This is a genomic window from Paeniglutamicibacter cryotolerans (assembly GCF_014190875.1).
In the GTDB taxonomy this organism is placed as follows: domain Bacteria; phylum Actinomycetota; class Actinomycetes; order Actinomycetales; family Micrococcaceae; genus Paeniglutamicibacter; species Paeniglutamicibacter cryotolerans.
The window spans coordinates 2449040-2468471 of record NZ_JACHVS010000001.1; the positions used below are offsets into that span (position 1 = coordinate 2449040).

The 19432-nt window shown below is 66.3% G+C and carries 19 protein-coding genes, 1 tRNA gene and 1 pseudogene; 15 read left to right on the forward strand and 6 right to left on the reverse strand.

The window, feature by feature from the left end:
• Positions 1-7 precede the first annotated feature (7 nt).
• The 5 genes from E9229_RS11230 to E9229_RS11250 all read left to right on the forward strand — a co-directional run bounded on the left by E9229_RS11230 (position 8) and on the right by E9229_RS11250 (position 4267).
• Positions 8-628, forward strand: a complete 621-nt coding sequence (locus E9229_RS11230) for a CDP-alcohol phosphatidyltransferase family protein (RefSeq protein WP_183511306.1) — start codon at positions 8-10, stop codon at positions 626-628.
• Complete coding sequence (locus E9229_RS11235; protein ID WP_183511307.1) at positions 616-1548, forward strand: DMT family transporter; 933 nt, start codon at positions 616-618, stop codon at positions 1546-1548. The genes E9229_RS11230 and E9229_RS11235 overlap by 13 nt, the downstream gene beginning before the upstream one ends.
• A 74-nt stretch (positions 1549-1622) precedes the next feature.
• Entirely contained in the window at positions 1623-2810 is a 1188-nt protein-coding gene (locus tag E9229_RS11240) for a glycosyltransferase (RefSeq protein ID WP_183511309.1), read from the forward strand.
• A 101-nt stretch (positions 2811-2911) separates the two neighbouring features.
• Positions 2912-2985: transfer RNA gene (locus E9229_RS11245), tRNA-Ile, on the forward strand.
• Between the two features lie 109 nt (positions 2986-3094).
• A complete protein-coding gene (locus tag E9229_RS11250; protein WP_246380474.1) occupies positions 3095-4267 on the forward strand; it encodes a glycosyltransferase in 1173 nt (390 codons plus the stop codon).
• Here the strand turns inward: E9229_RS11250 and E9229_RS11255 are convergent.
• Positions 4264-4785 (reverse strand): M23 family metallopeptidase, encoded by a 522-nt coding sequence (locus E9229_RS11255; RefSeq protein WP_183511311.1) that lies wholly within the window; start codon positions 4783-4785, stop codon positions 4264-4266. The two genes, E9229_RS11250 and E9229_RS11255, sit on opposite strands and share 4 nt — an antisense overlap.
• Positions 4786-5189: 404 nt before the next feature.
• Here E9229_RS11255 and rpsB point away from each other — a divergent pair, with 404 nt between their 5' ends.
• From rpsB to E9229_RS11285, 6 genes are all read left to right on the forward strand, one after another.
• Positions 5190-6098: a 30S ribosomal protein S2 gene (gene rpsB / locus E9229_RS11260; RefSeq protein WP_183511312.1), complete on the forward strand. Its 909-nt coding sequence runs from the start codon at positions 5190-5192 to the stop codon at positions 6096-6098.
• Between the two features lie 123 nt (positions 6099-6221).
• Positions 6222-7061 carry a translation elongation factor Ts gene (gene tsf / locus E9229_RS11265; protein ID WP_183511313.1) on the forward strand — a complete coding sequence of 280 codons (840 nt, stop codon included), beginning with the start codon at positions 6222-6224 and terminating at the stop codon, positions 7059-7061.
• 177 nt (positions 7062-7238) lie between these two features.
• Positions 7239-7976, forward strand: coding sequence for a UMP kinase (pyrH, locus tag E9229_RS11270; RefSeq protein WP_183512019.1), 738 nt, complete (start codon positions 7239-7241; stop codon positions 7974-7976).
• 96 nt (positions 7977-8072) lie between these two features.
• Positions 8073-8630: a ribosome recycling factor gene (gene frr, locus E9229_RS11275; RefSeq protein ID WP_183511314.1), complete on the forward strand. Its 558-nt coding sequence runs from the start codon at positions 8073-8075 to the stop codon at positions 8628-8630.
• Positions 8630-9565 (forward strand): phosphatidate cytidylyltransferase, encoded by a 936-nt coding sequence (locus tag E9229_RS11280; RefSeq protein WP_183511316.1) that lies wholly within the window; start codon positions 8630-8632, stop codon positions 9563-9565. Before frr ends, E9229_RS11280 begins: the two co-directional genes overlap by 1 nt.
• A gap of 115 nt (positions 9566-9680) precedes the next feature.
• Positions 9681-10262, forward strand: coding sequence for a DivIVA domain-containing protein (locus tag E9229_RS11285; protein ID WP_183511317.1), 582 nt, complete (start codon positions 9681-9683; stop codon positions 10260-10262).
• 235 nt (positions 10263-10497) lie between these two features.
• Here the strand turns inward: E9229_RS11285 and E9229_RS11290 are convergent, their stop codons facing one another.
• The 4 genes from E9229_RS11290 to E9229_RS11305 are packed head-to-tail and all read right to left on the reverse strand — an operon-like array spanning position 10498 to position 14310.
• Positions 10498-11964, reverse strand: a complete 1467-nt coding sequence (locus E9229_RS11290) for a sodium/solute symporter (RefSeq protein WP_183511318.1) — start codon at positions 11962-11964, stop codon at positions 10498-10500.
• The gene (locus E9229_RS11295; protein WP_246380475.1) at positions 11961-12350 is read right to left on the reverse strand and encodes a DUF485 domain-containing protein; all 390 of its coding nucleotides are present in this window, start codon (positions 12348-12350) and stop codon (positions 11961-11963) included. Before E9229_RS11295 ends, E9229_RS11290 begins: the two co-directional genes overlap by 4 nt.
• The gene (locus E9229_RS11300; protein WP_183511319.1) at positions 12347-13063 is read right to left on the reverse strand and encodes a LytR/AlgR family response regulator transcription factor; all 717 of its coding nucleotides are present in this window, start codon (positions 13061-13063) and stop codon (positions 12347-12349) included. The genes E9229_RS11295 and E9229_RS11300 overlap by 4 nt, the downstream gene beginning before the upstream one ends.
• Positions 13064-13113: 50 nt before the next feature.
• A complete protein-coding gene (locus E9229_RS11305; RefSeq protein ID WP_183511320.1) occupies positions 13114-14310 on the reverse strand; it encodes a sensor histidine kinase in 1197 nt (398 codons plus the stop codon).
• Between the two features lie 242 nt (positions 14311-14552).
• On the opposite strand from E9229_RS11305, the gene E9229_RS11310 reads away from it, so the two are divergent.
• Together E9229_RS11310 and E9229_RS11315 are read left to right on the forward strand one after the other, a co-directional pair.
• Positions 14553-14906, forward strand: coding sequence for a DUF485 domain-containing protein (locus E9229_RS11310; RefSeq protein WP_183511322.1), 354 nt, complete (start codon positions 14553-14555; stop codon positions 14904-14906).
• 14 nt (positions 14907-14920) lie between these two features.
• Entirely contained in the window at positions 14921-16537 is a 1617-nt protein-coding gene (locus E9229_RS11315) for a solute symporter family protein (RefSeq protein ID WP_183512021.1), read from the forward strand.
• Between the two features lie 96 nt (positions 16538-16633).
• Here E9229_RS11315 and E9229_RS11320 read toward each other — a convergent pair whose 3' ends face one another.
• Positions 16634-17113 carry an Lrp/AsnC family transcriptional regulator gene (locus tag E9229_RS11320; RefSeq protein ID WP_183512022.1) on the reverse strand — a complete coding sequence of 160 codons (480 nt, stop codon included), beginning with the start codon at positions 17111-17113 and terminating at the stop codon, positions 16634-16636.
• Between the two features lie 246 nt (positions 17114-17359).
• Here E9229_RS11320 and E9229_RS11325 point away from each other — a divergent pair.
• Both E9229_RS11325 and E9229_RS11330 read left to right on the forward strand, forming a co-directional pair.
• Positions 17360-18313: pseudogene (locus tag E9229_RS11325) on the forward strand (thiamine pyrophosphate-dependent enzyme); the annotation flags it as partial.
• A gap of 117 nt (positions 18314-18430) precedes the next feature.
• Entirely contained in the window at positions 18431-19432 is a 1002-nt protein-coding gene (locus E9229_RS11330) for an alpha-ketoacid dehydrogenase subunit beta (protein WP_183512023.1), read from the forward strand.

A 19432-nucleotide genomic window follows, 5' to 3' on the forward strand; every position in this document is an offset into this window, starting at 1 on the left:
GAGAAATATGCGCATCATCAACGCCGGAACGCGTGATGACCTTGAATGCCGCGTTCTCGATACCTTCTTCACCATCCCCAAGCTCATCACCGTTGGCCGATTCCTGCTGGTTCCGGTGGTTGCCGCCCAGGCTGTCGGCGCACATGACGGTTTGGCCACGCTGAACCTCGCCGTGCCAGGCGGCACCGACTGGATCGACGGCTCCCTGGCCCGGAAACCGGACCAGGTCTCCAGCGTCCGTGCCTGGCTGGACCCGGCCGCGGATCGGCTGGCCCCGATCGTTATCGCCGCGACCTTCGTCAGCACCGGCCTTGCCTTGTCCTGGCTGGTGTACTCCATCATCATCCCCGACGCCGTGTTGATCATCAACGCGCCGGTCATCTTCCGCGGGAGCCCCGGGCTGAAGGTCAGCAACGGCGGTAAGATGCGCACCGCGCTGCTTCTGGTGGCCAGCCCGATGCTGCCGCAGGGAAGCGCCGACCGGGGCGGGGAATCGGCGCTGATTCCGATCTCCACCGTCGTGCTGGCTGTTGCGTGCGTGCTGCACGTAGCCGTCGCCATCGACTACTTCATCCGCGTCCGGGCCAAGGCCGCCGCTCTGAAGAACGGCGTCGCATGGTCTGGGTAGCCGTCCTCTGCGCCGTGACCGCGGCCTTCTTCCTCGCGTTCGGCACCCAGTTCCAGAGCAGTGCGGTCCGCTCCAGCACCGGCGGCCTGAGCGTCTCCACCCAGGGCATACTCAAGCTGGGAACAAGCCCGCGCTGGCTGCTGGGATTGTTCCTGCTGGTCATCGGCATGGGACTGAACGTCTATGCGCTGGCCAGCGCGCCGCTGACCGTGGTGCAGCCGATCGGGGCCATTGCACTGGTGATTACCACCATCGTCAATGCCCGCGAGCAGGACATCAGGATCAACCGCCCGACCATCCTGGCCATCACCACCTGCATGGTCGGCTCGGTCGGGTTTGTGCTGCTGGCGATCAACGTCAGCGCCGAAAATCACGAGATCACCCGTCGTCAGGAACTCACCACCGTGTTGTTCCTGGCCATCGCCGTGGCCTTCTTCGGGACAGCGGTGCTGATGTTCAAACACCGGATCGGGGCCTTCTTCTACATCGTCGGGGCCGGGGTGCTGTTCGGTTTCGTGGCGGTGCTGGTGCGCACCATAGCAGTGGCCCTGATGGACCCCAACGGCAAGTTCCTGGGCAACCTGGCCTGGTATGTCGTGGTCGCAGTCGCAGTCGCCGGGCTCCTGGGCACCTACTTCGTGCAGAATGCCTACTCAAGCGGCCCGCCTGAACTGGTGATCGCCGGGCTGACGGTGATCGACCCGATGGTCGGCATCGCCGTCGGCATCGGCATCCTCGGTGAGCTTCGTCCCGATGTGCACGCCGCCGTGGCGTTGGCCATGGCCGTCTGCGCCCTGATTGCTATCGTGGGGGTCGTCGCCCTTTCGCGGCACCATCCAGACGTGCTGCAACGCCAGGAAGAGGCAAAGCGGCGGGCCAAGGCCGGTCCGCTACCGCAGGACCCCGGCGCAACATCCTGAGCACCATCGACCCCCTTTTCCATCCAAGTAACGACAAGCACGGCCCGCTGCGGCCGTTGAGGAGCCACATTCCCGTGACCGGTGACAAACCACTGAAAATCGTGATTGCCGCGGATACCTACGCACCGGATGTCAACGGGGCGGCGGTCTTCTGCTTCCGGCTGGCCACCGCCATGGCCGAACGCGGGCACGAGGTCCATGTCATTGCCGCCCGCGCGGATTCTGGCCCGACCATCACCGAGCTGCGGCCCGAGGCGACGGTACACCGGCTGAAGTCCTATGCGGTTCCGACGCACGAGACCTGGCGCCTATGCCTGCCCTGGGAGGCGAACAAGGAGCTGCGCCGGCTGCTGGCCGAGATCAAGCCCGACGTCGTCCATGTCCAGTGCCACTACATGATCGGCCAAGCGGCGCTGCAGGAAGCCCGGAAGCTCGGGGTACGCACCGTTGCCACCAACCATTTCATGCCGGAAAACCTGGATCCCTTCCTGCCGTTCCCGAAGTTCGTCAAGCGCATCATCGCGCGCAACTCCTGGCGCGACATGGGCAAGATCATGGGCAAGGCGAACGTCGTGACCACCCCGACGCCGCTTGCCGCCCACGCCATGCGCGAGCGGGGACGCCTGGAGATGGTGCTGCCGCTTTCCAACGGCATCGATTCGAGCCATTACGAGCTGGCCGCGGGCGAAACGGTCGAATCGCGCCCGTACCCGACGATCCTCTTCGCCGGCCGGCTGGCAGTGGAAAAAAATGTCAACGAGCTCATCGAGGCGCTGAACCTGATGAAGCACGTCCCCGACGCACACCTGGAGGTCGTCGGCGGCGGCGAACAGCGGGCACCGCTGGAGAAGCTGGCCCGCGATCAGGGCCTGGCTGACCGGGTGAGTTTCCTGGGCCACGTCGATGACGCCGAACTGCGCAGCGCCTACCTGCGCTGCGACGTGTTCTGCCAGCCCGGCACGGCCGAGCTGCAGTCCCTGGTGACGCTGGAGGCGCTCTCGGCGTCCAAGCCCGTCGTACTGGCCAATGCCATGGCCCTGCCGCACCTGGTCGACGACGGGGTCAACGGCTTCCTGTTCGAGCCGGGTAACCGCTCCGACTTGGCGGCCAAGCTCGACGCCGTCCTGGCCCAGGACGCGGCGGCACGCGCGGCGATGGGCGAGGCCGGACATGCCAAGGCAGCCATCCACAGCCACGCCAAGACCATGGATACCTTCGAGGCCCTGTACCGGGGCGCCAGCGCGGCCCAGTTTCTGCCCTGAGTCGTCAGGATTCCGGACTCGCCGGTCATCGGAACGGGTTCGGGCGCAAACATCCATTAGGATGACTGAGGATGTTCGGGCGTTGCCTTGCGCATCTTGTCGGGGCGGTAGCTCAGTTGGTCAGAGCAGGGGACTCATAATCCCTTGGTCGTGGGTTCAAGCCCCACCCGCCCTACGGCAATACTCCCGGTCGGCACCGGATCGCACCGGAGCCGGCCGGGATATTTTCTTTAATAGCTAGCCGAAACGCATTCGCTTCCGGAAAGGGCCCCATGCACGTCGCCATGTTCATCGATCAGCATCCCGATACCCTGGGCGGAATGCAGACCTCGGTGCGCTTGCAGCGCAGGTTCCTTGAACGTGCCGGACACCGGGTCAGCATCGTTTCCCCGAGGTTCCGGGGTGCCCATGCGGCGGACCCCGCGGTCATCGAGCTTCCATCGCTGCCGCTGGGGCCGGGGGAGTACTCCCTGTCGGTACCGGGACGGCACACCGACAAGGCGCTGCGTGTCGCCCTGGCATTGCGGGGACCGGTGGACCTGGTCCATGTCCAGGCGGATTTCTGGCAGGCGGTCATTGGCTACCGCTTCGCCAAGGCGAGTAACCTTCCCGTGGTGCACACCATGCACAACCGGCTGGACGTGGGCATGGCGGCCACCATGCCGTTCCCGGCAATGATCCAGCGCGGGTTCTCACTTGCCCAGAAGGCCTGGCTGCGCACGGGCGCCCCGGTCGCGGCCGATGCGTGGGAGTACCTGGCCCGCTTCGCCGACAGAGCCGACGCCATCACCGCCCCCTCCAGCCACTTTGCCCAGCTGCTCACCGAGAAGGGCGTCTTCCCCGAGGTCGAGGTGGTCCCCAACGGCATGGACGATGACATCGCCGAGGCGCTGCTCGCTGCCGGCCCCCTCCCGATGAACCCCCGGCCTCGACTGGTCTGGGTAGGACGATTCAGCGCCGAAAAGCGGTTGCTGCCGTTCCTGAAGGCGGTGGCCGAGTCGAATGTCGATGCCGTGATCCAGGTCTTTGGCGACGGCGCCGACCGGGCGAAGGCGGAGGCGCTTTGCCGGAGCATGGACCGCCCCGAAGTGGTGATCCGAGGCAAGGTGCCCTATGCGCAGATGCTTGACGAGCTGCGGCGGGCCGATGCCCTGGTCCAGACCTCGCAGGGTTTCGAGACCCAGGGCATGACCGTCTTTGAGGCGGCTGCGCTGGGCACGCCCTCGCTGCTTAGCGACCACCGGATCGCCGGAGATCTTCCGCTCGGAACCTACTGGCTGACCGGCGACGACACGGTTCAGGGCCTGGCCTCGGCACTGGTCCGGTGTGTCCAGGAGATATCCTCGGGCGTCGGACCGCTGACATCCGACTTCGACCCCGCTTCGTTCCTGCAGAGCCGGCAGACCGGACTGATGCTCGAGGTGTATGGCCGGGCCATGGACGCACACCGCGGCTAGCCGCCGAGCGGCAGCAGGATCGATGGCCTCCTGTCGCTGATCGTCAGCATCGGATCGATGTATTCGTTGTGCAGGCGAAGACCCCAATGCAGGCAGTGGCCATCGCAATGTCCGCCCGTGTCAATCGTCCCGACCCTGTCCCCGGCGGCAACCGCCGTTCCGGGGCGTGGAGTTCCGGCGACGGGTTCGAAGCTGGAGAGCAGTCCGTGGCCGTGGTCGATGACCAGGACCCGGCGATCCACCACCACCGCGGCGTAGGACACGATTCCCGGAGCCGGGGCCAGCAGTGCCTCGCCCCCGGCAGCACCCAGATCAAGGCCCCGGTGTCCGGGGGACCAGCGCTGCGCGGGTGGGTCGAAGAGGCGCAGAAGTTCCGGATGTCCGGCAAGCGGCCAGGACCATGCGCCGGGGTCGGCGGCGGGTGCCGCCAGATCATGGGCCGGTGCCGTGGTGGCCGCGGGCAGCGCGGTCAGGGCTCCGAGCAGGGTGAGGGTCACGAAGAGCCGTGTTTTTGCCATGGAACCAGCATGGAGTGGGCCGAACGCGCCCGATGGCCAAAGCTGCGCCGGTGTGAATAACCGCAAGAAACCCGCTCATGGTTGACGCCGGGCACGCGTCCTCGGGAGGGACAGGGCTGTAGTACACTTTAAACCGCGGTTCGTCGCGTCCTTTTTCCTGTCCGGAAACTGGTCGCCACAGACCGACTTCGCGCATCATGCATCCACCCATGACCCGTTTCTGCGGGTTCTGTCGTGGCCGCATCGCCTGCGGTCCGGAAATCCGGTGGGCGGTGGGGATTGGGTAACCAGTGGCTGAAGCCAGGGGCGATGTTCACCCTGAACATCGACCGTCAACCGAAAACCATGGCAGTTACCGCGGTCCAGCAATGGACCGGACAGCTACTGCCGGAAGGAGTTGCGACATGCCAGTCGTAACCATGCGCCAGCTGCTTGACAGCGGCGTTCACTTTGGCCACCAGACCCGTCGCTGGAACCCGAAGATGAAGCGATTCATCTTCACCGAGCGCAACGGCATCTACATCATCGACCTGCAGCAGTCGCTGTCGTACATCGACCGCGCCTACGAGTTCACCAAGCAGACCGTTGCCCACGGCGGCACCGTCCTGTTCGTTGGCACCAAGAAGCAGGCTCAGGAAGCAATTGCCGAGCAGGCTACCCGCGTTGGCCAGCCCTACGTCAACCAGCGCTGGCTCGGTGGCATGCTCACCAACTTCCAGACCGTTTCCAAGCGCATCTCGCGCATGAAGGAACTGGAAGAAATCAACTTCGAGGATGTTGCCGGTTCGGGCCACACCAAGAAGGAGCTGCTGCTGCTGAAGCGCGAGCTCACCAAGCTTCAGTCGAACCTCGGCGGCATCCGCAACCTGACCAAGGCCCCTTCGGTCCTGTGGGTTGTCGATACCAAGAAGGAACACCTGGCCATCGACGAAGCCCGCAAGCTGGGCATCCCCGTCGTTGCCATCCTCGACACCAACTGCGATCCGGATGAAGTCCAGTTCCCGATCCCGGGCAACGACGACGCCATCCGCTCCGTCAACCTGCTGACCCGCGTTGTTGCTGACGCAGTGGCCGAGGGCCTGATGGCCCGCCACAACAAGGCAACCGGCAACACCGAAGCCCCGGCCGAGCCGCTGGCCGAGTGGGAGCGCGAACTGCTGGAGACCGGCAACGCTGAAGCTGCTCCGGCCGCTGACGCTGCTCCGGCTGCTGAAGCTGCTCCGGCTGCTGAAGCTGCTCCGGCTGCTGAAGCTGCTCCGGCTGCTGACGCTGCTCCTGTAGCCGAAGCTGCTCCGGAAGCTTCCGCAGAGTAGTCAAGAACCAAACCGTGGTGCGCTCCCATCGGGGAGCGCACCGTGGAACAACCGCAGGGGCGGGCCACAACGGCCCGTCCTTCGGCGAAACAGCTCAAAAACCACTTATGAATGGGGTTGCACGTGGCAAACTACACCGCTGCTGACATTAAGGCACTGCGCGAGCGCACCGGCGCTGGCATGATGGACGTCAAGAAGGCCCTCGACGAGGCTAACGGCGACGCCGAGAAGGCCATGGAGCTCATCCGCATCAAGGGCCTCAAGGGCGCCACCAAGCGCGAAGGCCGTTCGACCTCGGAAGGCCTCGTTGCCGCCAAGGTCATCGACGGCACCGTCGGCGTCATGATCGAGCTCTCCTGCGAGACCGACTTCGTCGCCAAGAACGACAAGTTCATCTCACTGGCCGCCAAGGTCCTGGAAGTTGCCGTTTCCTCGGAAGCCGCCGACCTGGAGACCCTGCTGGCCGTTGACGTCGATGGCAAGACCCTTGTCGAATACGTCACCGAAGAGGGCGCAGTGCTGGGCGAGAAGGTTGTCGTCCGCCGGATCTCCCGCGTTGAGGGTGCATCGGTTGATGCGTACCTGCACAAGACCTCCAAGGACCTCCCGGCCCAGGTCGGCGTCCTCGTTGCAGTCAACGGTACCGGCGAAGCCGCAGCAACCGTTGCGCACGACGTGGCAGTCCACACCGCCGCCATGACCCCGAGCGTCCTCTCCCGCGAGGACATCCCGGCCGAGACGGTCGAGAGCGAGCGTCGTATCGCCATGGAGACCGCAGTTGCAGAGGGCAAGCCCGAAGCAGCACTGCCGAAGATCGTTGAAGGACGCCTCACCGGCTTCTTCAAGGAGCACGTGCTGGTCGACCAGGCTTTCGCCAAGGATGCCAAGAAGACCGTTGGAAAGGTCCTCGAAGAGGCCGGCGTGCAGGCTACCGCCTTCGCACGTTTCCGCGTAGGCTCCTAACGAAGCATTCCGGCGGTCGGGTATTCTCCGCCCGCCGACACAGGTAAAGGGGGTGGCCACCATACGGTGGCCGCCCCTTTTTCCTGCAACAGGGCATTTTGCCGCAGACGGTGAACCACACAGAGATCGATGACGGACCTTTGGTCCGCAGCAGGAGGCACCATGGAAACCAGTGAAATGACACCAGCAGAGCCCGCAGCCCAGGCGCCCGCCCGCAGGCGCCGCGTACTGCTCAAGCTCTCGGGCGAGGTCTTCGGCGGCGGTAAACTGGGCGTGGACCCGGTCACCGTGCAGGCCGTGGCTGAGCAGATCGCCCGCACCGTGGGAACCGTCGAGGTAGCCATCGTTGTCGGCGGCGGCAACTTCTTCCGTGGAGCCGAACTCTCCCAGTCGGGCATGGACCGCTCCCGTGCGGACTACATGGGCATGCTGGGCACCGTCATGAACTGCCTGGCGCTGCAGGACTTCCTGGAGCAGGCGGGCGTCGAAACCCGCGTGCAGTCGGCCATCTCCATGGCCCAGGTCGCCGAGGCCTACATCCCCCGCCGCGCCATCCGCCACATGGAAAAGAACCGCGTGGTCATCTTCGGCGCCGGCGCCGGTCTTCCCTACTTCTCCACCGACACCGTCGCTGCGCAGCGTGCGCTGGAAGTCGGGGCCGACGTGGTGCTGATGGCAAAGAGCGGGGTTGACGGCGTCTACACCGCCGACCCGAAGAAGGACCCGGCCGCGGTCAAATTGGAACACCTGACCTATGACGAAGCCCTGATCAAGGACATCCGCGTGATGGATCAGACCGCGATGACCATGTGCAAGGACAACGGCCTGGAAATGATGGTGTTCGGCATGGAGGGCGACGGAAACGTCACCCGCGCGATCCTCGGCGAGGAAATCGGCACCCGCGTCACCGTGTGAACAGCGGCCGCCACCGGCCGTGACATAGGATGAATGAAGAGTCCAGATACACCCCTGACCCGCCGATAGCGGCGTGCCAGACGCTAAGGAGAAAACGTGATTGAGGAAACCCTGCTCGAAGCAGCCGACAAGATGGATCGCACCGTCGAAGCCGCGAAGGAAGACTTCTCGTCGATCCGCACCGGCCGCGCGCACCCGGGCATGTACGCCAAAGTGATGGTGGACTACTATGGTTCGCCGACGCCGCTGCAGCAGCTGGCCTCGTTTGCCATCCCCGATGCGCGAACCATCATGATCACCCCCTACGACGTGACCGCGCTGCGCGAAATCGAAAAGGCACTGGGCGACTCCGAGGTCGGGGCCAACCCGTCGAACGACGGCAAGGCCATCCGTGTGATCATGCCGGTGCTGACCCAGGAACGCCGTAAGGAATACGTCAAGGTCGTGCGCGGTATGGGCGAAGACGCCAAGGTTGCCCTGCGTAACTTGCGCCGCAAAGCCAAGGACGGCATCGACAAGCTGGTCAAGGACGGCGAAGTCGGCGAGGACGACGGTACCCGCGGCGAAAAGGAGCTCGACGCGCTGACGAAGTCCCACTCGGACACGATAGACGAGATGCTCAAGCGCAAGGAAGCGGAGCTGCTGGAAGTCTAATGACCAACACCTCCGAGTCCAGCGAACCCAACCCGAAGCCTTCCGCAACGGAGGCCGAATCGGGTGTCGGTGCCCTGCGGGCCCGGCGGGAACGAAGCGCTGAACGGGGGAAGAAGTCCAAGGCCGGACGCGACCTGCCCGCAGCCATTGCTGTGGGCGTGCTGCTCATCGCCGTGGTCTTCACTGGACTGTTCTTCCTGCCGCTGGCCTTCGTAGCCATCGTCGCGGTGTTTGCCGTGGTCGGTTGCTGGGAGGTGGCGCGCGCGTTCACCCGGAGCGGCGTTGAGGTGCCGCTGGTGCCACTGGCGGTGGCCGGGGTGCTGATGCCCTTCGCAGGGTACTACGGCGGGGTCGAGGCCGTGGGTTTCGCCCTGACCGGCAGCGCGCTGCTGATCGTGCTCTGGCGCATCGCCGAGGGACCGGGCAAGGCCATGGCATCGATCATGGCCTCGCTGCTGATCCTGGGCTGGGTGCCGCTGCTGATCAGCTTCTCCATCCTGCTGTTCAACCAAGAGGGCGGGTCGCTGAAGCTGGCCACCATGCTGTTGCTGGTGGTCTCCAACGACACTTTCGGTTACCTGGTCGGCGCGTTCTTCGGCAAGCACCCGATGGCTCCGAAGATCAGCCCGAAGAAGTCCTGGGAGGGGTTCGCCGGCTCCGTCGGCGGCGCCATGATCGTGGGCATCCTGGCCGCAGTGTTCCTGCTGGATCAGCCGTGGTGGCTGGGCCTGGTGCTCGCCGTGGCGCTGGTCGGCGCGTCGACTGCCGGAGACCTGTCCGAATCGATGCTCAAGCGCGAGCTGGGCATCAAGGACATGAGTAATATCCTGCCCGGGCACGGTGGGGTCATGGATCGCCTGGACTCGGTGGTTTTCGCCGTCCCGGTGATGTATTTCCTCTCCATCCTGCTTTTCCAGGCAGTACCCGGCATGTAGTGCCAACGTCCCGGCCACAGGCTGGGGCATAATGGTTCCGGTGCGGCTCTGTGCCGTGCCGGAACCGCAAAACCATTGATGCCCCCGGCATCGGAACGAACCCGAGGACAACGCAGTGACCCAGGAAAAGGCCCAGCAGGGTAGCCCCTTCGAGCGTGTCGCCGAAAAGGACTACGGGTACAGCACCAAACAGGTCGACGTGTTCCTTTCCCGCGCCCGCGCCACCTTCAACGGCACCGGCGCCGACGACACGATCGTGACATCGCACCTGGTCCGCCGTACCGTCTTCGAACCGCAAAAGGGCGGTTACAACGCCCGCGAGGTTGATGGTGCGCTCGATCGCCTGGAAGACGTCTTTGCCCAGCGTGAACGCGACGCCTTGATCGAGACCGAGGGCGAGGACGCCTGGCTGCAGCAGGTTGGCCGGCTCTCGGCGATCCTGCGCGGACGCCTGCACCGCGACGCGGGGGAGCGTTTCCGCCGCCCGAGCCGTTCAAACGCCCCGAGCTACAACACCGAGGACGTCGACGCGCTGTGTGATCGTCTCATCGAGTACTTCGAGCAGGATGTGGCGCTCAGCGTCGATGTGGTGCGTCGGGTATCCTTCCGCCAGGCACACGGTCAGGACGGTTACGAGGAGAGCCAGGTCGACGCGTTCCTGGACCGCATCGTCGAACTGATGGCCTCCATCGACTGACAAGACCGTCACCTGCCCAAGGGGCATGGACCATGGCCGCCGCCCTCTTTACCGGGGACGGCGGCCGTTTCCGTTTATGGCTGCGTGGCCGGGCCGATCAGGGGGGCGGGGCGCGGAAGCGCAGAAGCGCGTGGAGGCCTCGCGCGGCGTTGACGCGCCTCGGGGCGGCCCGCCTCCCCAACGGGGCGGCATCGCCGAACCCGGGCAGTTACGTTGCCGGGCCGCGTGCTTGCTCCTAGGACAACTCAGGCACGTGCAGCCGGGCCATCACCGAGTCGGTGCCCGGGTGGCGGGATGAACGGGATGCGAGCGAGACGAGGATGGTGGTCAGGAACGCCAGCGGGACGCTCCAACCGGCGGGCTGGCTCACCAGCAGGTAGGCGGTTCCGATCCCCGGATCCAGCAGGGCCGCGGCAATCAATGCGCAACCGCAGGCCAGTGCCCCGGTGACCATGCCGGCTATGGCTCCGGCGGGGGTGAGCCCACGCCACCAGATGCCCAGCAAAAGCAACGGACAGATGGTCGATGCGGTGAACGCGAACACCGAGCCGATGGCTCCGGCCAGAGCGAAGGTGCTGGTGCCCAGGGCGAGTAGCAGCGGCACCGCGGTGGCCAGTACCGTGGCGATCCGGAAACCGCGCACAGTGCCCTGGAACAGGTCTTGGCTGATCACCCCGGCCAGCGAGACGACCAGCCCCGAGCTGGTGGACAGGAACGCGGCGAAGGCCCCGCCGATGATCAGTGCGCTGAGCATGTCCCCGGCCGCTCCGCCCACGATGCGCCCGGGCAGCAGCAGCACCGTGGCATCGGCATTGCCGGCTGCCGCCAGGTCCGGAGCATAGACACGGCCCAGGATGCCCAGCATCGTCGGGAAGAGGTAGAAGATCGAGAGCAGGCCCAGCACGATGGCCGTGGTCTTGCGGGCCGAGGGCCCGTCGGGGTTCGTGTAGAAGCGCACCAGTACGTGCGGCAGGCCCAACGTGCCGAAGAGCAGGGCTATCAACAGCGAGATGTTGTGATAAAGCCCGTGGTCGGCCGAGGCCGGGGCAGGCATGTCGAAAGCGGCGCCGCCGGCTGTGGGGGATTGGCCCTCCATGCCCAGGAACAGCAACAGGAACACTGTCGGGATGGCTAGTGCGGCCAGCTTCAGCCAGTACTGGAAGGCCTGGACGAAGGTGATCGAGCGCATGCCCCCGGAGAGGACAGTCACGCAGACGATGCCCATCACCAGCGTCGAACCCATCCAGCCGGGTAGTCCCGAGCTGATGCCCAGGGTGAGTGCCGCACCATGCAGCTGCGGGACGATATAGAGCCAGCCGACGATCACCACCAGCAGCGAGGTGATCCGCCGGGCGGTGCGCGAGCCGAGCCGGATCTGCGCAAAATCCGGAAGCGTGTAGGCCCCGGAGCGGCGCAGCGGGGCAGCGACGAAGAGCAGCAGCATCAGATAGCCTGCGGTGTAGCCGATCGGGAACCAGAGTGCGTCTTGCCCGCTGACGACTATCAGCCCGGCGATGCCCAGGAAACTGGCGGCGGAGAGGTATTCCCCGCCGATGGCCGAGGCATTCCACCACGGGCGCACGGTGCGTGATGCCACGTAGAAGTCTCCGGTAGTGCGGGAGATGCGCAGGCCGTGGATCGCGATGATGACGGTGGCGATGGACACGACGGCAATGGCGATCAGCGAAATGGTTGAGTTCATGGCCGGGCGATGCTCCGGTAGCGGTCTTCGATGCGGGTGGCCGCCCTGTTGTAGAGCGCGGCCGCAAGCAGGATCAGCGGGTAGACGCCGATGCCCAGCAGCAACCAGGACAGCGGAAAGGTGCCGATGCGGATGTCATGGATCTGTGGCCATGTCCCGACGATGACGGCCAGCCCCATCAGGATCAGCAGGAAGCCCAGCGCCACCGACAGGGCAATGCGCAACTGCGAGCGGATCAGCGAGCGCACGTAGAAGGCAGCGGCGGGATCAGGCGTTCCGCGCTTGGGCAGGTTGAGCACGGCGCCGGCCGGCGCCGTGACGCGCACCCGCCGGGGGATGGCTGGCGCGGATTCCGGTGGGGGAATCTCGTCGCCGGATTCGCTCACAGCGGGCGGACCCGGTTCGCCGCGAGGCGCTCGCGCAGGTAGGGCAGTGCGCGGCGGCTGACCGGAAGGTCGGTGCCGCCGACCATGACCGAGGCCTTGCCGGTCTGCAGTTTCACCTGGTCAACACGGTCCATCGCGACCAGGTAGGAACGGTGGATCCTGATGTAACCAGCCGGTGCCCACTGCTGTTCCAAGTCGTTGAGCGGGACCCGGATCAGGTAGCTGGCGTCGGCGGTATGCAGCCGGGCGTAGTCGCCCTGGGCCTGTACGTAGCGGATTTCGTCGCGGCGGATCATTTTGGTGATGCCGCCCTGATCGACGGTGACGACCTCCGGCTGGGAGGACTCCTCCTCCATCAGCTCCGAGACCCGGCGCACCGATTCGGCCAGGCGTTCGGGCCGGATCGGCTTGAGCACGTAGTCCACCGCCGCCAGTTCGAAGGCCTCCAGCGCCTGGGCCTCGTCGGCCGTCACGAAGACGACGGCCGGCGGCCTGGTGAACCGCGAGATGACCCGGGCGATGTCCAGTCCAGAGAGCGCCGGCATATGGATGTCGAGGAAAAGCGCATCGACCTGGAACTCCTCCAGGGCCTTCAAGGCCTCGGCACCGGAGTTCGCCCGGTGGATCTGGCCGACCCGTGAATCCAAGGACAACAGATAGGCCAGCTCTTCGACGGCGGGCAACTCGTCGTCCGCAACAACCACATTGATCATGACCCCAAGCTTAGCTGGCACTCCGAGCCCCGGTTTCGCCGCCGGGCCGGTCAGGCCCCGGAGGATGCGGGTGCATTGGCCTCCACGCCGGCGCGGAACTTGGGTACCCGGAGGGTGATCAGCGTCCCGGCGCCAGGTGCGGTATCGATGACCAGTCCATGGGCGTCTCCATAGACCTGGCGAAGGCGCACATCGACGTTGCGCAACCCCACGTGCACCGACTCGGTGGTCCCGGCCAGCACCTGGGCCAGTGCCACCGGGTCGATGCCCACACCGTCGTCCTCCACGGTGATTTCCGCGTACTGGCCGCTGTCCTGGGCCACCAGCGTGATCAGTCCGCCGCCGGGCTTGGACTCCAGCCCGTGGCGAACCGCGTTTTCGACCAGCGGTTGCAGCGAGAGGAACGGGATGACTGTGCTGAGCACCTCCGGGGCGATGGAGAGCGAGACCCGGATCCGTTCGCCGAAGCGCGCCTTTTCCAGCAGCAGGTAGCGGTCGATGGCCTGCAGCTCCTCGGCCAGCGTGGTGAAGTCACCGTGCCGGCGGAAGGAATACCGGGTGAAGTCGGCGAACTCGACCACCAGCTGGCGGGCGCGCTGCGGGTCGGTGTTGATGAACGAGGCGATCGCGTTGAGGCTGTTGTAGATGAAGTGCGGGCTGATCTGGGCGCGCAGGGCCCGGACCTCGGCTTCCATGAGCAGGGCCCGGGATTCGTCCAATTCGGCCAGCCCGACCTGTGCCGCCACCCAGGAGGCGACCTCGCTGACAGCACGCACCAGCCCGGCCCCGGCCTTGGGAGTGAAGGCACAGACGGTGCCCACGGCCACCTCGCGCACCATGACCGGCGAGCAGATCATGTCCCCCTGGGCGCCGCGGCGGACCTGGGTGCGCCGGGTGGAGAGCGTGATGGCGGCCAGCGAGAGCGTGTTTTCCTCGGAACCCGGTCCGCTGGGAATGGAACCGTCGGTGGCCAGCACCGAGGTGGTGTCGGTGATGGCCAGCCCGGCGCAGGAGAGCAGCTGGCGCAGGTGCCGCCCGGCCTTGGCGGCCCCCTCCGGCGTCAGCCCGTTGGCCAGGTGAGGGGCCGCGACCGAGACCTGGTGCAGGGTCTCGAACGTTGCCTTTTCGGCGTCGGTGCCCAGGTCCTGGGAGGAACGCATGATCCGGTAGCCGAGGTATGCCACGACGGCGACCGCCACCAAGACGATGGCGACGATGAGCGTGGTCTGCAATGCCGTGGACAACATGGTCCAAGCCTACGGGGCGCCGGAACCGGCTGACCGTTCACCGGATGCCGGTGCCATTGGGCGCAGGGCGGTTACCGCTCGACGGCACCGGGTCGTGATCCGCTTCACGCGGGAACGCCGGCCGGGTGAGAGTGGTCTGAGTCACAAGCGCCATTGGTGCCAGCCAACCCCCGCCCCACCGGGTCCGCGGGGTGGGGCGGGAGCCGCCGGCCAGGGCAATGCCCATCCCACTAGGAGGAATCATGAGCACCACCCACGATTCGGAGCTCGGCTCCGACATCGATTTCCGAAAGGAGCAGGACTCCCCGGAATTCCAGGAACTACGCAAGACGCATCGCAGCTTCGTCTTCCCGATGGCCATCGTCTTCCTGCTCTGGTACTTCGCCTACGTGCTGTTGGCGGACTACGCGCATGAGTTCATGTCGATCAAGGTCTGGGGCAACATCAACATGGGCATCCTGCTGGGCCTGGCCCAGTTCGTGACCACCTTCGGCATCACGGCCGCCTATGTTTCCTTCTCCAACAAGAAGTTTGACCCGAAATCGGCAGCCATCCGCACCCGCCTCGAGGCGCAGCAGGCAGGAGAAGGACAGTGAATTCCCTCTCCCTCATGACGGCCCTCCCGATGGTCGCCGCCGAATCGACCAAGGTCGGCAATCCCTGGGTCAACATCGGCATCTTCGGCCTGTTTGTCGGCGTCACCCTGATCGTGGTGCTCAAGGCCAGCGCCAACAACAAGACGGCGGCCGACTACTACGCCGGCGGCCGCTCCTTCACCGGCACCCAGAACGGCACCGCCATCGCCGGGGACTACCTCTCGGCCGCCTCCTTCCTGGGCATCGTCGGTGCCATCGCGGTCAACGGCTACGACGGCTTCCTGTACTCGATCGGCTTCCTGGTCGCCTGGCTGGTGGCACTGCTGCTCGTCGCCGAGCTGCTGCGCAACACCGGGAAGTTCACCATGGCCGACGTGCTCTCCTTCCGTCTGCGCCAGCGCCCGGTGCGGATCGCCGCCGCCGTCTCCACCCTGGCAGTGTGCGTGTTCTACCTGCTGGCCCAGATGGCCGGCGCCGGAGCCCTGGTATCGCTGCTGCTGGGCATCGACGACCGCCTGGGCCAGTCAATGGTCATCGTCGTGGTCGGCGCGCTGATGATCGTCTACGTGCTGATCGGCGGCATGAAGGGCACCACCTGGGTGCAGATCATCAAGGCCTGCCTGCTCATCGCCGGCGCGTTCATCATGACGATCTTGGTCCTGGCCATCTACGGCTTCAACTTCTCTGCCCTGCTCGGAGCCGCCGTTGAAAGCGCCGGCACCCCGGACATCCTGAACCCGGGCCTGGCCTACGGCAAGACCAATGCCTCCAAGCTGGACTTCATCTCCCTGGCCCTGGCCCTGGTGCTCGGCACCGCAGGCCTGCCGCACGTGCTGATGCGCTTTTACACCGTCCCGACGGCCAAGGAGGCCCGCAAGTCGGTGGTGTGGGCCATCTGGCTCATCGGCGGCTTCTACCTCTTCACCCTGGTGCTCGGCTACGGAGCCGGCGCACTGATCGGCAAGGAGAAGATCATGGCCGCCCCGGGCGGCGTGAACTCCGCTGCCCCGCTGCTGGCCTATGAACTGGGCGGCGCGCTGCTGCTGGGCATCATCTCCGCCGTTGCGTTCGCCACGATCCTGGCCGTGGTGGCCGGGCTGACCATCACCGCGGCAGCATCCTTCGCCCACGACGTCTACGCCTCGGTCATCGCCAAGGGCAAGAGCACCCCCGAAAAGGAAATGAAGGTCGCCCGCCGCACCGTCATCGTCATCGGCGTCTTCGCCATTCTCGGCGGCATCGGCGCCCAGGGGCAGAACGTGGCCTTCCTGGTGGCGCTCGCCTTCGCCGTCGCCGCCTCGGCGAACCTGCCGACGATCCTGTACTCGCTGTTCTGGAAGAAGTTCACCACCCAGGGCGCCGTCTGGTCCATGGTCGGCGGGCTCGGCTCGGCTGTCGTGCTGATCATCTTCTCCCCGGTGATGTCGGGACTGCCGACCTCCATGATCCAGGGCGTCGACTTCTCGTTCTTCCCGCTGGCCAACCCGGGCATCGTCTCGATCCCGCTGGCCTTCATCCTGGGCTGGCTCGGTTCGGTTCTGGACAAGAATTCCGAGGACCGCGACAAGGCCGCCGAAATGGAGGTCCGTTCGCTCACCGGTGTCGGCGCCGAGAAGGCGGTGGACCACTAGCGGCACCGCTTCACCCGCACTCGCTCCACCGCATGCACAGCAGGGTCCAGGCCGACCGGCCGGGGCCCTGCTGCCGTGTGTGGGGCGTGTATCGGCTCAGGGGGCTTGCCGTTCCCACCCGTGACGGAGCAGTGGCAACATCCGGTGTGGGATCAACTCGGCCATGGACAGTGAGGTGTCGGCGCGCTCGACCCCGTCGATGGCCAGGATCCGGCCGTTCACCCGGAAGAGCTCCTGAGCGCCGTCCGCCACCACCCGGGCCAGGATGTCGGCGGACCCGGTGAGGCCGTGCGCCTCGATGAGTTCCGGGATCTGGGACAGTGCCTCGACGATGTCCGCGAGCTGGCGCTGGCGGACGTGGATGTGCACGAACGCGGTGAGCGGGTAGCCCAGGGTCGCCGGATTGATGCGCCGCTCGAACGGCAGCAGCGCATCGGCCGATTCGAGCGCGGCCAGCCGGGCCTGGACCGTGTTACGGCTCAGGTGCAGATCATGGGCGAGCGCAACGGCCGTGGCCTTGGGCGTGGTGGCCAGGGCCTGCAGGATCCGCCGGTCGGTGTCGTCGATCTGATGCATACTGCGCACGTTAGCACCGTCGGATGGGCGCGGACAGTGCATTGTGCACGATCCGAAGGATGGGCATTGTGCCGATTGTTCGGCGTGAGTACGATCACATCAGGTGCCGGTGAGGATGCCGGACACCGATGGAGCGCACCGGCCCACCGGCCGGGCGGACCATCAGAGACCAACCGAAGGATGCCGATCGTGTCCCCGTTTGAAGCCCAGCACCAAGCGCACTCCGGTGCCGCCGAATACTTGCAGATGATCACCCCCGAGGGTGAACGCATCCTGTGTCCGGAGCTCGATGGCCACGTCGCCGACATCGACACCGAGGCGCTCGCCGAACTCTACGTCGACATGGTGGCCATCCGCCGGCTGGATGCCGAAGGCACGGCGCTGCAGCGCCAGGGCGAACTCGGGCTCTGGGCCCCGCTGCTGGGGCAGGAAGCCGCCCAAATCGGGGCGGGCCGGGCGCTCGCGACGGGCGACTACGTCTTTCCCTCCTACCGCGAACACGGCATCGGCTACTGCCGGGGAGTGGAGCCGGGGGACATGCTGCGGATGTGGCGGGGAGCGGCGCCCAGCGGCTGGGACCCGAACGAATTCAACATGGCGGACCAGCAGATAGTCATCGGCGCGCAGACCCTGCATGCTGCCGGCTATGCGATGGGGCTCAGGCTCGATGGGGCACCCGACGCGGCCATCACCTTCTTCGGCGACGGGGCGACCAGCCAGGGCGACGTGAACGAGGCGATGGTCTTCGCCACCAGCTTCGCCGCCCCGCTGGTGTTCTTCTGCCAGAACAACCAGTGGGCCATCTCGGTGCCGGTCGGAGTGCAGGCCCACGCCCCGCTGGCCCGGAGGGCCGCCGGGTTCGGCATGCCGGCGCTGCGGGTGGACGGAAACGACGTGCTGGTGGTGCTGGCGGCCACCCGGGCGGCGCTGGAGCACGCACGCAACGGCCAGGGCCCCTCGTTCATCGAGGCGGTGACCTACCGGATGGGCGCCCACACCACGGCCGATGACCCGTCCCGGTACCGCGACGAGCTGGAACTGGAGACCTGGCGGGCCAGGGACCCGATCGACCGGGTGGCCACGCTGCTGCGGTCCCTGGGAGCCGACCTGGATTCCGTCACCGCCCGCGCCGCAGCGGTCGCCGACGGCCTGGCCGCGGGCATGCGTGCCGCCATCGAGCGGATGCCAGATCCCGGCCCGGACGAACTCTTCGCCCACGTGTATGCCGAACCGCACCCGCTGCTTGAGCTCCAGCAACGGCGCTACGGGCGCTACCTCGATCAGTTCGCCGCGGCGCATGAACGGGGGGGCAGGGGCATGAGCACCATGACCATGGCCCGGGCATTGAATACCGGGCTGCGCGCCGCGCTGGACCATGATCCGAAGGTCGTGCTGATGGGCGAGGACATCGGGGTGCTCGGAGGGGTCTTCCGGATCACCGACGGGCTGCAGAAGGACTTCGGCGCCCACCGTGTCATCGACACCCCGCTGGCCGAGGCGGGGATCGTGGGCACAGCCATCGGGTTGGCCTTCCGCGGCTACCGGCCGGTGGTGGAAATACAGTTCGACGGCTTCGTCTACCCGGCGTTCGACCAGATCGTCTCCCAGCTGGCCAAGATGCACAACAGGACCCGGGGAAGGGTCAGGATGCCGGTGACCATCAGGATCCCGTTCGGCGGAGGCATCGGATCCCCCGAACACCACTCCGAATCGCCCGAGGCCTACTTCGCCCATACGGCCGGGCTGCGCGTGGTGGCCCCGTCGAACCCGCAGGACGCCTGCACCCTGTTGCGCCAGGCCATCGCGAGCGATGACCCGGTGATCTTCCTCGAACCCAAACGCCGCTACCACGAGAAGGGCGAGGTGGACCCCGAAGCCCCCGGCGACCCCTGGGGCAGTGCGGCGGTGGCGCGTCCCGGAACCGATGTGACACTGGTGGCCTACGGCCCGCTGGTGAAGACCGCGCTGGACGCGGCGACGGCGGCTGCGGGGGAGGGGATCTCCGTGGAGGTCATCGACCTGCGCTCGCTTTCCCCGGTCGATTACCCGCTGCTGGCGGCCTCCGTGCGCAAGACCGGGAAGCTGGTCATCACCCACGAAGCCGGGGCCTCGGGCGGGCTGGGCGCCGACATCGCGGCCTCCCTCACCGAGCGCTGCTTCAACTACCTGGAACATGCCCCGGTGCGGGTGACCGGGTTCGACGTGCCGTACCCGCCCTCCAAACTGGAATCGCACCACCTGCCGGACCTGGACCGGATCTTGGACGGCGTGGACCGGGTCATGGGCCGGGACAATTCACTCTCGGGAGAGCAGGAATAG